This is a genomic window from Mesorhizobium sp. M5C.F.Cr.IN.023.01.1.1 (assembly GCF_003997585.1).
Taxonomy (GTDB): Bacteria; Pseudomonadota; Alphaproteobacteria; order Rhizobiales; family Rhizobiaceae; genus Mesorhizobium; species Mesorhizobium wenxiniae.
The window spans coordinates 12622-28400 of the sequence record NZ_RZSU01000027.1; the positions used below are offsets into that span (position 1 = coordinate 12622).

The 15779-nt window shown below is 62.9% G+C and carries 15 protein-coding genes and 1 pseudogene; 4 read left to right on the top strand and 12 right to left on the bottom strand.

The features are described 5' to 3' along the window. Window positions 1-47: 47 nt before the first annotated feature. Window positions 48-788, bottom strand: a complete 741-nt coding sequence (locus EOA78_RS13590) for an SDR family oxidoreductase (protein ID WP_127315573.1) — start codon at window positions 786-788, stop codon at window positions 48-50. Between the two features lie 114 nt (window positions 789-902). Between EOA78_RS13590 and EOA78_RS13595 the strand changes: the two genes are divergently transcribed. The 3 genes from EOA78_RS13595 to EOA78_RS13605 all read left to right on the top strand — a co-directional run bounded on the left by EOA78_RS13595 (window position 903) and on the right by EOA78_RS13605 (window position 3330). After that, the gene (locus EOA78_RS13595; protein WP_127315574.1) at window positions 903-1805 is read left to right on the top strand and encodes a LysR family transcriptional regulator; all 903 of its coding nucleotides are present in this window, start codon (window positions 903-905) and stop codon (window positions 1803-1805) included. 181 nt (window positions 1806-1986) lie between these two features. Further along, window positions 1987-2880 carry an alpha/beta hydrolase gene (locus EOA78_RS13600; RefSeq protein ID WP_127315575.1) on the top strand — a complete coding sequence of 298 codons (894 nt, stop codon included), beginning with the start codon at window positions 1987-1989 and terminating at the stop codon, window positions 2878-2880. A gap of 126 nt (window positions 2881-3006) precedes the next feature. Further along, window positions 3007-3330 (top strand): hypothetical protein, encoded by a 324-nt coding sequence (locus tag EOA78_RS13605; RefSeq protein ID WP_029349021.1) that lies wholly within the window; start codon window positions 3007-3009, stop codon window positions 3328-3330. Window positions 3331-3490: 160 nt separating this feature from the next. Here EOA78_RS13605 and recQ read toward each other — a convergent pair whose 3' ends face one another. The 9 genes from recQ to uxaC form a co-directional block, all read right to left on the bottom strand. After that, entirely contained in the window at window positions 3491-5329 is a 1839-nt protein-coding gene (recQ, locus tag EOA78_RS13610) for a DNA helicase RecQ (protein ID WP_127315576.1), read from the bottom strand. A 417-nt stretch (window positions 5330-5746) separates the two neighbouring features. Further along, the gene (locus EOA78_RS13615) at window positions 5747-6085 is read right to left on the bottom strand and encodes a cupin domain-containing protein (protein ID WP_127315577.1); all 339 of its coding nucleotides are present in this window, start codon (window positions 6083-6085) and stop codon (window positions 5747-5749) included. Window positions 6086-6107: 22 nt separating this feature from the next. Then, window positions 6108-6875 carry a 2-dehydro-3-deoxy-D-gluconate 5-dehydrogenase KduD gene (gene kduD / locus EOA78_RS13620; RefSeq protein ID WP_127315578.1) on the bottom strand — a complete coding sequence of 256 codons (768 nt, stop codon included), beginning with the start codon at window positions 6873-6875 and terminating at the stop codon, window positions 6108-6110. After that, a complete protein-coding gene (kduI, locus tag EOA78_RS13625; RefSeq protein ID WP_127315579.1) occupies window positions 6872-7729 on the bottom strand; it encodes a 5-dehydro-4-deoxy-D-glucuronate isomerase in 858 nt (285 codons plus the stop codon). The genes kduD and kduI overlap by 4 nt, the downstream gene beginning before the upstream one ends. A gap of 27 nt (window positions 7730-7756) precedes the next feature. Next, the gene (locus tag EOA78_RS13630; protein WP_127315580.1) at window positions 7757-8533 is read right to left on the bottom strand and encodes a FadR/GntR family transcriptional regulator; all 777 of its coding nucleotides are present in this window, start codon (window positions 8531-8533) and stop codon (window positions 7757-7759) included. Window positions 8534-8543: 10 nt separating this feature from the next. Beyond that, the gene (locus EOA78_RS13635; protein ID WP_127315581.1) at window positions 8544-9824 is read right to left on the bottom strand and encodes a TRAP transporter large permease; all 1281 of its coding nucleotides are present in this window, start codon (window positions 9822-9824) and stop codon (window positions 8544-8546) included. 4 nt (window positions 9825-9828) lie between these two features. Further along, window positions 9829-10356 (bottom strand): TRAP transporter small permease, encoded by a 528-nt coding sequence (locus tag EOA78_RS13640; RefSeq protein ID WP_127315611.1) that lies wholly within the window; start codon window positions 10354-10356, stop codon window positions 9829-9831. A gap of 104 nt (window positions 10357-10460) precedes the next feature. Further along, window positions 10461-11438 carry a TRAP transporter substrate-binding protein gene (locus EOA78_RS13645; protein ID WP_127315582.1) on the bottom strand — a complete coding sequence of 326 codons (978 nt, stop codon included), beginning with the start codon at window positions 11436-11438 and terminating at the stop codon, window positions 10461-10463. A 36-nt stretch (window positions 11439-11474) separates the two neighbouring features. Then, on the bottom strand, window positions 11475-12884 hold the full coding sequence (gene uxaC, locus EOA78_RS13650) for a glucuronate isomerase (RefSeq protein ID WP_127315583.1): 1410 nt from the start codon (window positions 12882-12884) through the stop codon (window positions 11475-11477). 176 nt (window positions 12885-13060) lie between these two features. Here uxaC and EOA78_RS13655 point away from each other — a divergent pair, with 176 nt between their 5' ends. After that, a complete protein-coding gene (locus EOA78_RS13655; protein WP_127315584.1) occupies window positions 13061-14545 on the top strand; it encodes a mannitol dehydrogenase family protein in 1485 nt (494 codons plus the stop codon). Between the two features lie 51 nt (window positions 14546-14596). Here the strand turns inward: EOA78_RS13655 and lepB are convergent, their stop codons facing one another. Together lepB and EOA78_RS37040 are read right to left on the bottom strand one after the other, a co-directional pair. Continuing rightward, a complete protein-coding gene (lepB, locus tag EOA78_RS13660; protein WP_245477492.1) occupies window positions 14597-15559 on the bottom strand; it encodes a signal peptidase I in 963 nt (320 codons plus the stop codon). Window positions 15560-15653: 94 nt separating this feature from the next. Then, window positions 15654-15779 (bottom strand): annotated as a pseudogene (locus tag EOA78_RS37040) (F0F1 ATP synthase subunit epsilon); the annotation flags it as partial.

Genomic DNA, 15779 nt, shown 5'->3' on the forward strand with positions numbered 1-15779 from the left:
TTTGAACGCTGGATGGATGGGTTCTGGTATGCTGGTCCGGCCGGGGATCAGATGATCCCGCCGTTGGCGCGCAGCGTCTGGCCGTTGATCCAGGAGCCGTCTGGCCCGACGAGGAAGGCGACGGCGTCGGCGATGTCCTCGGGCTGGCCGAGACGCTCCAGCGGTGCCAGCTTCGCAAGGCGCTCGATCACCTCCTGCGGCTTGCCGTCAAGGAAGAGCTTGGTAGCCGTCGGTCCCGGGGCTATGGCGTTGACAGTGATGTTCCGGCCGCGCAGTTCCTTGGCAAGAATGGGGGTCATCGCCTCGACCGCGGCTTTGGTGCTGGCATAGACGCCATAGGTCGGCTGAAGCAGCCCCACAACGCTGGACGAGAAGTTCACGATCCGGCCGCCATCGCGAAGACGCTTGGCCGCCTCACGCAGGGTGTTGAACGTGCCCTTCAGGTTGATCGCGATCTGGCGATCGAACAGCGTATCGTCGCTGTCGGCGATCGTCGCGAGCATCATGATGCCGGCATTGTTGATCAGCACATCGATGCCGCCAAAGGCGGTCTCGGCAGAGTCGAACATGCGGCGTACGGCCTGCGCATCGGAGATGTCGGCCTGCGCGGCGACGGCTCGCCCGCCGACTGCCTCGATCTTGGCAACCACCGCCTCGGCCGAAGCGGTGTTGCCGGCATAGTTCACCACAACAGTGAAACCGCCTTTGCCGAGGCGTTCGGCAACAGCTGCGCCGATACCGCCCGAAGCGCCCGTCACGATAGCGACCTTCTGTGTCTGATTGGTCATTGTCTGTCTCCTTCATCGTCGGCGCCGTCATGGCTCCCGATGAAGGCAGAATGCATCTTCCGCCTGATAGGATAATCATGCATAATTCGGTATCACTATCCGACAGGTCGTATAATGGATCGTTTCGACGCCATGCGCGTCTTCACCCGCATCGTCGAGCGCAGGAGCTTTACCAAAGCCGCCGATGACCTCGGTCTGCCGCGGTCATCCGTGACAGACGCCGTGCAGGGACTGGAGGAGCGGCTTGGTGTCCGGCTGCTGCAGCGGACCACCCGTCAGGTCAACCCGACACTGGATGGCGAGGCCTATTACCAACGATGCGTCAGCCTGATCGCCGATATGGAGGATGCCGAGGGCGCCTTCGTCGGCGCCAAACCGTCAGGCCTCGTCCGTGTCGACGTGCACGGCACGCAAGCGCGGCACTTCCTTTTGCCCGGCCTGCCACGCTTTCGCGAAATGTACCCCGGCATCCGCCTACATTTCAGCGAAGCGCACCAGCCCGTCGATCTGATCCGGGAGGGGTTCGATTGTATTTTGAGAGCGGGCGAGCTAGCCGACAGTTCGCTGATCAAGCGACGACTGGCGACGCTGGAGCGCGGCACCTTTGCCAGCCCGGACTACCTCCGGCGGCTTGGCACCCCGGAGACGCCAGAGGGCCTCGACGGCCACGAAATGATCGGGCTGCTCGCTCCCGACACCGCCGAGGTTATTCCTTTGGCATTCCAGATCAAAGGGAAAGTGCATCGCATCAAGCTGCCTGCCATGATGACGGTGACCGGCCCAGAGACGAACGTCGCCGCCGCGTGCCTCGGCATTGGGCTGATCCAGGTGCCGCGCTATCGTGTCGTCTCGGAGCTGGCGAGCGGTTCCCTTGTCGAAGTCCTGTCCGACTTTCCGCCGACACCGCTGCCGGTTCACGCGCTTTATTCGCATAAGCACCAACTGTCGCCGCGTTTGCGGGTGTTCATCGACTGGGTGGCGCAGCAATTCCGCGACAGGACCGCGCTGGAAGAATGATGCCTTTCCCCACGCCGAGAATGAATGTGGTCTGGATATGATGACCGAGCCCCTGGGCCTGCTTGATGGGGCAGCCATTAGCAGCATTCCAAGGGCCGCCTCGACTCCAGACACGGCAGCCGACTGTGATCCTTCTGCTACCTCGTGCGTTGTCGCCTGAGGCACACCGAGGAGACGAACGGTGTTTGCAGGTTTCAGAGCCACCAGCTTGCAACGGGGCGACACGACCATTTTCGCCAGGGTCGGCGGAACCGGCCCGCCGCTGCTGCTGCTTCATGGTTTTCCCGAAACGCATCTGATGTGGAGGGATATCGCCACAGCAATGGCGCCCCGCTTTACGGTGGTCGCCGCCGATCTTCGAGGCTATGGGCAAAGCGGGTGCCCGGTCTCCTCTGCCGATCATAGCCCATACGCCAAGCGCGCCATGGCCGGCGACATGGTTAAAGTCATGAAACAGCTCGGATTTAAGCAGTTCATGGTTGCTGGACATGATCGTGGCGGGCGGGTCGCCTATCGCCTGGCGCTCGATCACCCCGATGAAAAGATCGCGGTCCTCGACGTTATCCCCACCGCCGCCGCGTGGGATAGGGCGGACGCCAGACTGGCTCTCGCCTTCTGGCCCTGGAGCCTTCTTGCCCAACCGGAGCCTCTGCCGGAGCGACTGATAGGCGCCGCGCCCGATGCCGTCGTCGACAATGCGATTGTGCAGTGGGGGTCGCCGGCAGAAATGTTCTCTGCGGAGGTCAGGGACGCCTATGTCGAGGCGCTTCGCGATCCCGTTCATATTCATGCGATTTGCGAAGAGTATCGGGCCGCTGCCACGATCGATCGTGAGCATGACGCGGCGGACCAGGCAAATGGTCGTCGCATTGAGTGCCCGCTACTGGCACTGTGGAGTAGCGAAGGCGGCCTTGAGACCTGGTATGCAAGGGAAGGTGGACCGCTGGCTATTTGGAGAAAATGGGCTGACAGCGTTGAAGGAGGCCCTGTTCCGGGCGGGCACTTCTTTCCCGAAGAGCACCCTCACCAGACCGGAGCGGCTCTTTCGAAGTTCTTCGAGGATAAGGGGGAATGACGCGTCGAACAGAGTATTGTAGAGGTCACATGCTTCCGTTACGCAAAACCTCGGGAACGCTCCGCGGCCCGAGATCGAGAACCCTCTGATATTCGCCCGGTCGGCGTCAAACCTGCTTGATAAAAAATGAAGGCGATCACTGCAGCCACGCCCCTGATTTGCAGCTTCGTATTTATCGGAGGTTGCGCATCGCCCTTCCACGCATCCTTTGATGCCGCGAAATACGACAAGATGAGCTGCGTCGAACTCAACGTGGCCATGGGCGAAGTCGCCAAGGAGATGTCGGCGACAGCGATCACGCGGGGCAAAGTCGCGAAAAGCAATATTCCGGACTGGCTATGGGGTGCCCGGCGCGTCGCCTCTGCCGTCACTGCCCGCCAGAGCGCAAAAATCGAGCAGCTGCGGCAGCAGGAGGCTGCGATCGCGGCGGTGAGACGAAGCAAGTGCTGATTGCGCCGCCGCAGTGGTCTAGAGCAATTCCAGGAAAAGTGTGAACGGTTTTCCGTCCGGAATTGCGCAAAAACAAAGAGATAGAGCGGTTCGGCGTTTCCGTGAAACGATGAACCGCTCCAAGTGGCTACCCGTCGGCACGATCGCCTTGATGCAACCTTCAGACCGATACCCCGGACTGGTGCGCAGCGATTGCGCCGAGGAAGATCTGACCGAATTCCCTGAGCTTCGCGGCGCCGACGCCGTTGACTGCGGCGAAGGCGTCGAGGTCGCGCGGGCAGCGTTCGGCCATATCGATCAGTGTACGATCGGAGAAGATCACGAAGGCCGGCACCTGGCGCTCCCGGGCGAGGCGCAGCCGAACCGCCTTGAGCGTGGCCAAGAGCGCGGTATCCAGGTCTTCCGTGCCCGCGGCAGCAGCGGGACGCGTCTTACCACGCGACGCACGGCTCCGCACCTCTACGCGATACCGGAACGAGACGTCGCCACGGGCCAGCTCACGACCTTTTTCAGCGATGGCGAGGCCGCCATGGCCGCCTGAGTCCAACGTCAGAAATCCTCCCGCGACGAGTTGGCGGACCAAGGACAGCCAGACATCCTTCTTGTGCGCCACACCGGTCCCGAAGCTGGCAAGCCTGTGGTGGTTCCTGGCCAGGACCTTCTCGGTTTCATGGCCGAGCAGAACGTCGACGATATGGGCAGCGCCAAAGCGCTCGCCGGTCTGCGCGATGGCCGCGAAGACGATCCGCGCCTCCGCCTCGCCATCCGCATGCGGCGTCTGGTCAAGGCAGTTGTCGCAATTGCCGCAAGGCATTGCTGTTTCGCCGAAGTAGCCAAGCAGGATCTGGCGACGGCACTGGGCCGTTTCGCAATAACCGATCAGCGTGTCGAGCCGGCCATGCGCGCGTCTTTTATGCTCCGCCGGCGCGTCCTCGTCGTCGATGAAAAGCCGCCGCATGCGGATATCGCCGAGACCGAAGAGCATATGTGCCTCGGCAGCCCGCCCGTCGCGGCCCGCACGGCCGATTTCCTGATAATAGGCTTCGAGGCTGCCCGGCAGATCGGTATGAAAGACATAGGCGACGTCAGGCTTGTCGATCCCCATACCGAAGGCGATGGTCGCCACCATCACGACGCCGGACAAGGTCATGAAAGCGTTTTGATTGGCCTCTCGCGCTTCCTTGCTCATGCCGGCATGATAGGCCAAAGCGCGCACGCCGTTCTTCTCGAGGAACGCCGCCGTCTCTTCCGTCTTCTTGCGAGACAGGCAATAGACGATGCCGCTGCGGCCGGCATGGCGCTGCACGAAGCTCAGCAATTGGCGCTTGCTGTCTTGCTTGGCCTCGATGCCAAGCTTGATGTTCGGCCGGTTGAAACCGAGCACCAGGGTTTCGACTTTCCCGGCAAACAGCTGTGCCGCGATATCGGTGCGCGTCGTTTCGTCCGCTGTCGCCGTCAGCGCAATGATCGGCACATCAGGGAAAATGTCGCGCAGCCGCGACAGCTCTTCGTATTCGCGCCGGAAGGCCGGGCCCCATTGGGAGATGCAATGCGCCTCGTCGACAGCGATCAGCCGGATGTCGAGCCTGGCCAGCGCCTCGAGCATCCGCTCGGTCATCAGCCGCTCCGGCGCCAGATAGAGCAGGCGTGTCTGGCCCGAGGCGACGCGGCGCCATGCCGCGACATTGGCCTCGCGGTCGAGCGAGGAATTGATCGTATCTGCCGCCACGCCGGCAAGGCGCAATGCGGCGACCTGGTCCTGCATCAGCGCCACCAGCGGCGAAACGACGATGGTAAGCCCGCCCAGGACCAGCGCCGGGACTTGGTAGCAGAGCGATTTGCCAGCGCCGGTCGGCATGACAGCCAGCACATGACGCCCCGCCAGCAGCGCCTCCGTCACAACGTCCTGGCCAGGACGAAAATCATCGAAGCCGAACACGTCCTTCAGGACGCGCCGCTTGGGATCCTCCGCCGGGACGCTCGCCGCCGCTACCTGCATCAGGGAATTTCTATGATCGGCGCCGCCCAAAAAGGTAGCGTGGGAACGGCCACTTTTGATGTGACCTGCCACAGCTCCCCCGCGAATCTGCAGAGTGCCTGCCTTGACCGCAGATTCGAATGCTCGATCACCCCTCAAGTCCCGTCTCCGTCGGCGCCGTAGAATATCCCCCTCATTGGCGGATATGGGATCGTGATTCCAGCCTCTATTCACTTTGGCTGTGAATATCGCGTCGGCTCTGGCCGGGTTAATCCTATCTTCATCATAATCCGGCAGGTTCAGGTTCTGCGGTGATGTTTTGAGTACCGCGGCGCCACAAGCGCCCAGGCAACACGCCCGCGTCTCTCCGGAGGCGCGGGCTTTTCGTTTGCGAAGATAGCTGCCGCTGCGTAGTGACCTGCGCTCGTTCTCGTAACGTCAGTCGATAAAATCGGCGCGGTGCGGTGTAAAGCTGTCGACCAGGCGCCCGGCCTCGAGCGCCTTGACGCCATGGACCAAATTGGAAGGGACAATGAAGCTGCTTCCCGTTTCCAGGATCTCGGTCCTGCCGTCGATGGTGACCTCGAAGCGGCCTTCGGCGACATAGCTCGCCTGGACATGCGGGTGCGAATGCAACGCACCGACACCGCCCTTGTCGAAGCCGAATTCGACCATCATCAGTTCGTCCGTGTGCAGCAGAACGCGCCTGCGGTTGCCATCCGGGGTCGGTGTCCATGCGCCCTCGCCGGCGCGCGAAAAGGTCTTCGTTCCGGTCATCGCCAAAATCCTCATCATGGCCTCATCGCGCCAGCCAGCCGCCGTCCACCGGCACCACTGCGCCATGCATGTAATTGGACGCCGGCGCCAGCAGGAAGACGGCCGCGTCGCCGATGTCTTCCGGCCCGCCCCAACGCCCGGCTGGAATGCGCGCCAGAATGGCGGCGCTGCGGTCTGGATCGGCACGCAGCGCCTCGGTGTTGTTGGTCTCGATATAGCCTGGCGCAATACTGTTGACGTTGATGCCTTTCGACGCCCATTCGCAGGCGAGCAACCGGGTGATGCCGAGCAAGCCGTGTTTCGAGGCGGTATAGGAGGCGACGCGGATGCCGCCCTGGAAGCTCAGCACCGAGGCGATGTTGACGACCTTGCCGCGCCGTCCGGGATCGGCAAGCACGCGCTTGGCGAAGCTCTGGCTGAGAAAAAAGACCGTCTTCAGATTGACGTCCAAGACGTCGTCCCAATCGGCTTGCGTCAGATCGACGGCGTCGGCGCGCCGGATGATGCCGGCATTGTTGACCAGCCCGTCGAGCGGCCCGGTTTCGTCCCAGATGCGATCGAGTACCGCCTGGGCAGCGGCATGGTCGGCAAGATCGCAGCGCACCGCCTCGAAGCGTCCGCCCGCCGCCGCGAGCTTTTCCGCCGTCTCGTCCATCGCCGAACGGCCGACGCCGACCACCGCACCACCGGCACGCGCGATCGACAGGGCGATGCCTTGGCCGATGCCGGTGTTGGCGCCGGTGACGAGGATGCGCTTGCCGGCGAGGCTAAAAGCGGAGAGGTCGCTCACCGCAGCGCTTCCATCGCTACCGGATCGACATCGGTATAGTCGACATTGTCGCCGGCCATCGCCCAGATGAAGGCATAGTTGGAGGTGCCGGCGCCCGAATGGATCGACCATCCCGGCGACAGCACCGCTTCTTCATTGCGCATGACGAGATGACGTGTTTCGTCCGGTTCGCCCATGAAATGGAACACGCGCGCCGCCTCCGGCAGGTCGAAATAGAGGTAGGCTTCCATACGCCGGTCATGCACATGGCACGGCATGGTGTTCCAGACCGAGCCAGGGGCAAGCTGGGTCATGCCGACGACGAGCTGGCAGGTCTTGACGCCTTCGGCATGGATGAACTGGAAAATCGAGCGCTCGTTGGAGGTCGCCTGGCTGCCGAGATCGAGCCGCTTGGCATCGCCGATGCGGATCAGCTGGCTGGGATGGCTCTGATGCGCCGGCGCGCTGAGCAGATAGAACTTGGCCGGCTCGGCTGGATTGACAGAGGCGAACGACACCTCATTGGCGCCCATGCCGAGATACAGCATGTCGCGCGGCTGCAGCTCGTAGGACTGGCCGCCGGCTTTCACGACGCCGGCGCCGCCGATATTGACGGCGATCATTTCGCGGCGATCGAGAAAGTTCTTTGTTCCGGTCGGCTTTATCGCCTGCAACGGCAGCGCTGTCCCGGCAGGCATGGCGCCGCCGACGATCATGCGGTCGTAATGGGTATAGGTCAGGCTGATGCGGCCGAGCTGGAACAGCCCTTCGATCAGGAAATTGTGACGGAGCTCGTCCGTCCCCATCGCCGCGGCGGTAACAGGGTCGATGGCGAAGCGCGAGGTGAAGTCCGTGTGATTATCAGTGTGATTCATTGCTGTCCCATTGGGCTGCCTCATTGGTCATTCGGTTGCCGCGGCCTTGACCGACTCGGCATAAAAACTCTGACGTGCGTGCAAGCGCTCACGATAGCGTTGCTGGCTCGCGGTGAGATGCGCGCGCATGGCTTCGCGCGCGGACTCGGCATCGCCTGATATAATGGCGTTGAGGATCACCAGATGCTCGCCTTGCAGCCCACGCTGGTAGAGGTCGGATTGGGCAAGTTCGGTGGACCACGGCGATGTCACGTCGCAAGGAATGGCCCGCCGGCCGAGCACGTCGAGCATCTCGACATAGAACGGGTTGTTGGTGGCGCTGGCGATCGCGCGGTGGAAGGCAAGGTCGGCTGGACCCGTCGGCTCGCTGTTCAAGAGCAGCCGTTCGAACTCGAAGAAGGCCTCCTGGATCGCTGCTTCCTGGGCGGCATTGCGACGGATGGCGGCGAGCCCGGCGGATTCGATCTCGATCGCCAGGCGCACCTCGAGCACGTTGAGCGCGATCGAATCCTTGCTGCCCATGTCCGCGGCCAGCGCGCCGAACATCGTCGAGATATGCTCGTTGACGAAGACCCCGGCGCCCTGGCGTGGCTCGACCAGACCGTCGGCGGCAAGCTTGGCCAGCGCTTCGCGGATGACGGTGCGGCTGACCCCGAAGGTTTCGGTCAGCTGACCCTCGGTCGGCAGCTTTTGGCCTGGCTGGATCTCGCCCGCCTGCAACTGCTTGCGGATCGCCGCAACCACGGTCTCCGACAGCTTGGGCTTCCGTTCGACCTTCAGGCTGATCGCCGTGTCCGATGCCATTGCCAACCCCCTATTTGAAGACGCTCGGCAACCATAGCGAGATGGCCGGGATGTACGTGACGAGCCCCAGCACCACGAGGCCGGCCCCATAGAACGGCCAGATCGAGCGCATCGCTTCCCAGACGGATATCTTGCCCACTGCGCACGCCACGAACTGCACCGCGCCCACCGGCGGCGTGTTCAGCCCGATGCCGAAATTGAGGATCATGATGACGCCGAAATGCACCGGATCGACGCCGTAGGCCTGCGCCACGGGCAGGAAGATCGGCGTGCAGATGATGATCGTCGGCCCCATGTCCATGAAGGTGCCGAGGAACAGCATCAAGAGGTTGAGTATGAGAAGCACGACCAGCGGATCCTCCGAGATCGCGTTCATGGAAGCTATGAGCGCTGCCGGCACTTTCAGGAAAGCCATCAGCCACGAGAACGCCGCCGCCATGCCGATGATGAGCAGCACCATGGCCGTGGTGCGCACCGCACCATGGGTGGCATGAACGAACCCTTCCCAAGTCATCTGCCGGTACACGAAGACAGTAACGAGCAACGCATAGATGACGGCGATGCAGGAACTCTCGGTGGCCGTGAAGATGCCCGATCGTACGCCGCCGAAGATGATCGCGATCAGCAGCAGGCCGGGTACCGCGACAGCCAAGAGATGCGCGACGGCGGTGAAGCCCGGGAACGGCTCGGTCGGATAGCCGCGGGAGCGCGCCACGAAATAGGCGGTGATCATCAGTGCCAGGGCCAACAGCAGGCCCGGAACGACGCCAGCCGTGAACAGGTCGGCGATGGAGATCTTTCCGCCTGCCGAAATCGAGTAGATGATCATGTTGTGCGACGGCGGCAGGAGCAGCGCGATCAGCGCCGCCATCGAGGTGATGTTGACCGCGTAATCCGCGCCATATCCACGCGCCTTCATCTGCGGGATCATCAAGCCGCCTACAGCCGCTGCCTCCGCCACCGCGGAGCCCGAAATGCCGCCGAACAGTGTGGCGGTCGCGATGTTGACCTGCCCGAGGCCACCGCGCAGATGGCCGACGAGTGAGCCGGCGAAGGCAACGATCTTGCTGGCGATGCCGCCGCGCACCATCAAGTCGCCGGCGTAGATGAAAAACGGAATGGCCAGCAGCGAAAAGACGCTCATGCCGGAATTCAGGCGCTGAAACACGATGAGCGGCGGCAGGCCCATGTAGAGGACGGTGGCGAAGCTTGCGACGCCGAGGCAGAAAGCAATCGGCGTGCCGATAAGCATCAGAAGGGTGAAGACGCCGAAGAGTATCCAGAGTTCCATGGCGTCAGACCTTCACGTTCGCTGTGTCGAGTTCGGCTGCGACTTCCGCAGGCGGCAGTTCATCGAGCGCATCGTCGATCGGCGCACCGGAAAGGCGAAGCACGATGCGCTCCAGCGTGAAGAGCACGATGAGCACCCCTCCCGCGACAAGCGGGACGTAGTCCCAGCCCCCCGATATGCCGAGCGACGGCAAGGTGGCGCCCCAGGTCAATGCGACCAGCTGGCTGCCATACCAGATCATGCCGATCCCGAAGGCGAGCGCGACGAGGTCCGAGATCATCCTCAGCCAACGCTTGCCGCCTTTCGGCAGGACGTAGAGCAGGACGTCGAAGCCGAGGTGATAGTTCTCGCGCACCCCGACGGCGGCGCCGAGGAAAATAAACCAGCTCATCAGCATCACCGAGCCCTGCTCGGTCCAGCTCGGCGACCGGTTCAGAACATAGCGGCCGAATACCTGCCAGGCGACGAAGGCGGTCATCAGCACCAGCCCGGCGCCGGCGATCCACAGCGCCGCGGTGCTGACGTGCGACATCACGCGCGCGATGCCGGACAGGGGCGGTCTCTGTTCTGAGCTGGAGGTCACCGGTTCTCTCCGCAAGAGGATGGCGGCGCGGAATGCCCCGCGCCGCCGCTTGATCACTGCACGGTCTTGATGGCCTCGACCATCGCCTTCAGCTTGTCGTCCTTGACGTGCTTTTCGTAGACCGGGCCCATCGCGTCGATGAAGGGCTGCTTGTCCGGCGTCGTGATCTGCGAGCCGGCCGCCTCGACCTTGGCGCGCGATTCCTTGACCTTGGCGGCCCACAGCTCACGCTGCTTGGCGACGCTTTCCTTGGCGGCCGCCTTGAAGATCGCCTGGTTTTCCGGCGTCAGCTTGTCCCAGCTCGACTTCGCCATGACGAAGGCTTCCGGCACCATCGTGTGCTCGTCGAGCGAATAGAACTTGGCGACTTCCGCATGCTTGGCGGTGTCGTAGCTCGGAAAATTGTTCTCCGCGCCGTCGATGACCCCGGTCTCGATCGCCGAATACACTTCGCCATACGGCATCGGCGTCGCGTTGGCGCCGAGTGCAGCCACCATGTCGACGAAGATGTCGGACTGGATGACGCGGAACTTCATGCCGGCCAGATCGGCTACAGTGTTGATCGGCTTCTTCGAATTGTAGAAGGAGCGCGCGCCGCCGTCATAAAAGGCGAGCAGCACCAGCCCGACCTGTTCGAACGCCGCCGCGATCTGGTCGCCGACCGGCCCGTCCATGACCTTGTGCATATGGTCTTCCGAGCGGAAGATGTAGGGCAGCGAGGGCACGGTGGTTTCCGGGATGAGTCCGTTGAACGGCGCCATCGAGACGCGGTTGAGGTCGATCACGCCGGAGCGCACCTGCTCGATCGTGTCCTTTTCCTCGCCGAGCTGCGCGGAATGATAGACATCGACCGAATAGCGGCCCGCCGTGCGCTCTTTGATGAGCTCGCCGAAATATTTGACCGCCTCGACCGTGGGATAGCCGTCCGGGTGCGTGTCGGACGAGCGCAGAACCGTCTGGGCGCTTGCCGTTCCGGCCGTCAGTGCGGCAGCCAGTAGCGTAGCTCCCGCCAGTCTAGAAAAATGCAGCATTGGTTTCCTCCCGTTGAGCGATGGCGGCAAGCGCCGTTAGAGCCGGTACGCCTTTTTTGCGAGCGTATAGGCAAGTTCCTGCGCCAGCTCGTGCGCCTCGTCTTCGCGGAGCCGGTGCTCGGCGACGAGACGCGCAAGAAAGGCGCAATCGACCCGACGCGCCACGTCGTGGCGAGCCGGGATGGATGGAAAGGCGCGGGTGTCGTCGTTGAAGCCGACGGTGTTGTAGAAGCCGGCCGTCTCGGTGGTCATCTCGCGAAACCGGCGCATGCCCTCCGGGCTGTCGTGGAACCACCAAGCCGGCCCGAGCTTCAGCGCCGGGTAGACGCCGGCGAGCGGCGCCAGTTCGCGCGCATAGCTGGTCTCGTCGAGCGTGAAGAGGATAATGGTGAGGTCGCGCTCCAGCCCGACGCAGTCGAGCAGCGGCTTCAGCGCCGTTACATAGTCGGTTCGGGTCGGGATATCGAAACCCTTGTCCCTGCCGAACCTCCGGAAGACGGCAGGCGAATGATTGCGCCAGGAGCCGGGATGGATTTGCAGGACGAGCCCATCGTCGCGGCTCATCTTGGCCATTTCGGTCAGCATCTGGGCGCGAAACAGTTTTCGCTCACGCTCGTCGTCCGAGCCCCGGCGGATGCGGTTGAACAGCTCCTGCGCGGCGGCATCCGACAGATTGGCGGTCTCCGCTGTCGGATGGCCGTGATCCGACGCGGTCGCGCCAAAACTTTTGAAGAAGGCCCTTCTCTGGCGATGCGCATCGAGATAGCCGGCCCAGGTGCCGGTGTCGCAGCCGGTGATGTCGCCGAGCCGATCGAGATTGGCCGAAAAGCCTTCGAAGTCGGGATCGACGACTGCATCCGGCCGGTAGGCGGTGACGACGCGGCCCTCCCAGCCGCTGTCGCGGATCTTCTGGTGCCATCTGAGATCGTCGAGCGCGCCTTCGGTCGTCGCGATGACCTCGATGTTGAAGCGCTCGAACAGCGCTCGCGGGCGAAAATTCTCCCACTGCAGCAAGGTCGAGATCGTGTCGTAATGGCGGTCGGCGGTTGCGGCCGTCAGCGGCTCTTCGATGCCGAACAGATGGGCAAGCACATGGTCGAACCACAGGCGCGTCGGCGTGCCGCGGAACAGATAATAGTGCTCGGCGAAGCGCCGCCAGATCGTCCTGCCGTCGGTCTCCACCGGTGAGCCGTCGAGCGTCGGCACACCAAGCTCCTCGAGCCGGACGCCCTGGCTGAACAGCATGCGGAAGATATAATGGTCCGGCACGATCAACAATTGCGCCGGATCGGGAAACGCTGCATTGAGCGCATACCAGCGCGGATCGGTGTGACCATGCGGGCTGACGATCGGCAGGTCCTTCACCCCGGCATAAAGCTCGCGGGCAACCGAACGCGGACGCGCCTCCGAGGGAAACAGCAAATCCGGATCGGTCAATGCGGCCACGTCGTTCCTCCCAACCCGGCCATCGGTAGGATCGGAAAGAAATAATGTCAACATACAAAAAATAGATTGTTGTATGATGACTTTTACGCAACGTCAGCCCATTGTGCGGGAAAGAAACGGATGTTACGCCGCATGCCGGCCACGCCCGGCACCAGCTCGATCAGACCCATCGCCCGATGACAGACAGACGCCTTTCCAACACTACGCGGCAGGCATTGCCGGCCTCGGTCGCGGTCCCCGGATACGACCGCAACCGTGTCCTACCCGGCATCGTCCATTTCGGCGTCGGCGCATTCCACCGCGCCCATCAGGCAGCCTATGTCGACGATTGCCTGGCGGCTGGAGAGATGGATTGGGGCATTGTCGGCGTCTCGCTGCGCAGCACCGGCACACGCGACGCGCTGGCGCCGCAGGACGGGCTCTACACGTTGGCGCTCAGGAGCAGCGACAGCGAAAGCCTGCGCGTCGTAGGCTCGATCGTGTCGATGCTGGTGGCCCCGGAAGATCCGGGTGCGGTGCTGGCCGCGCTGACTGACCCGCTCACCTCCATCGTCACGCTGACGATCACCGAAAAGGCCTATCTCAGGGCGGCGGGTGGCGGACTGGACACAGCCCATCCCGACATTGTCCACGATCTGGCCAACCCGCGCACGCCGCGAACGGCGCATGGTTTTCTCGTCGAATCGCTTGCGCGCCGCCGCACCGCCGGTATCCAGCCATTCACCGTGCTGTGCTGCGACAATCTCCCGGCCAATGGCGCCACGCTGCACCGGCTGCTGGTCGAATTCGCCGCGTTGCGCGGTACCGATCTCGCCCGTCATATCGCCGACGAGGTGGCGTTTCCGTCGAGCATGGTGGATCGCATCGTGCCGGCGACCACCGATGCCGACCGGGCACGGATATCAGGCCAGCTCGGCGTCGAGGACGCTTGGCCTGTGATGACCGAGCCGTTCTGCCAATGGGTGGTCGAAGACGATTTCCCGGCGGGCAGGCCGGCCTGGGAAAAGATCGGCGTCACCATGGTCGGTGATGTCGGGCCGTTCGAGGACATGAAGCTGCGCCTGCTCAACGGCTCGCATTCGGCCATCGCCTATCTCGGCCTGCTCAGCGGCTATGAGACGGTCGACCGCGCCTTTGCCGATCCGGCGATCCGGCAATTCGTCGACGGATTGTGGGCCGAAGCCATCACAACGCTGCCGAAAGACGCCGGGCTCGACACGGCCGACTACACGGCACAGCTTGCCAGGCGCTATTCGAACACCGCGCTCGCCCATCGGACGGCGCAGATCGCCAATGATGGCAGCCAGAAATTGCCGCAGCGCATCGTTGCCGCGGCCATGGAGCGGATGAGTGCCGGTGCGCCGCCCGCGCATCTGATGCTGGTGGTAGCAGCCTGGATCGCCGCTTGCGAGGCGCGCGGCGAAGCCTTGCCGGAAAGCCATTTCACCGACCCGCTCGACTTGGCCCTGGCTGCGCTCGACACTCGGCATCTGTCGGCTGGCAAAACGGTGGCGGCGGTGTTCGACCTGGCCGGCTTCGCCAAGGACGGTGCTGAGCGCCTGACGCTGATCGACCTCGCGGCCGCCCATCTCGAACGCTTGCGCCAGGGCGGCGTGGCTGCCGCTTTCACGGCGCTGGGCATACAGGGTGCGAAAACATGACGCAGAACCGCGCGCCGTCGTGCGTGCGGTGGAAGCGGTGACGACTTGAAGCTATTTGCCTGTCAGACCGTCCAAGGTGTGCCGTGACGAGTAGTCGACACCTCTGGAGTTCCAAAACAGGCGAACGCCCCTGCCGACCAGATTCTCATCCGGAATAGTGCCCATATCAAAACGGCTATCGGCGGAACTGTCGCGATTGTCGCCAAGCATGAAGTAGCGGCCGGCCGGAACGACAACAGGCTGGGTGTTGTCGCCTGTCGATCCGTCGATCACGTCGAGGACCGAGTAGGAGACGCCGTTCTGCAATGTTTCACGCTGCACTTTGGCCGACCGGATCTCATCGGAGGAGTAAGAGCCGGTCTCTTCAAGCTTCACCGCCTGGTCGTTGATGTGAAGGACGCCGTCGATCATCTGGATCTTGTCGCCAGGAAGGCCGACAATGCGCTTGATGTAGTCGGTACTGGGATCAGACGGCCGCCTGAAGACTGCGATATCGCCTAGCGCCGGCGCCGTGTCGAACGTCCGCCCTTCGATCGGCAGCAAGCCAAAGGGGACGCTGTAGCGGCTGTAGCCGTAAGCAAATTTGGACGCGAACAGATAATCGCCGACCTCAAGAGTTGGCACCATGCTGCTGGCCGGTATTGAGAATGGCTGAAACAGGAACGACCGGATCGCAAACGCAGCCAGAGACGACGCCAGAAAGGCCAGCACCAGAACCGAAAGTCCATGCGCGTACCACTTGTCCGGCTTGAATCGAGGCGCAAAGGGAACAACGAGCACCACCGAAAATATCGCTATGCCGATACTTGAAAGATTGGCCAATCCGGAAACATCGATGCCCGGCAAAACCGGGAACCCGATGTAGCAAAGGGCAATGCTTGCGGCACTGATCGCGACCAGACTTACGACCGCCAGCTTGCCGCTTCCGATCCAAAGAAATCCGCCGAACGGGCCGCCAAAGGCCGACACCAGGGCCGCCGACCATCTGGATCTCGACCTTGTGTCTTCAGTCACCGGCTACCGCCCCCAAGGCAAGCAAAGTCGGACTGTCCCTCAAACAAAAAAGCGAGGCAAGCCTCGCTTTGCAATTGCCGGACTGATCTTCGCTTCAAGCAGGCAGGATGGCGCCTTCCAGTGTGGTGAGCTGGCTAAGAAACTGCTCGGCCTTGCTGCGCGTCTGGTCGTCCTTGGCGTCGGCGACGTCTTCCCTGGCCTCCTGGATACGGCGGGTCAG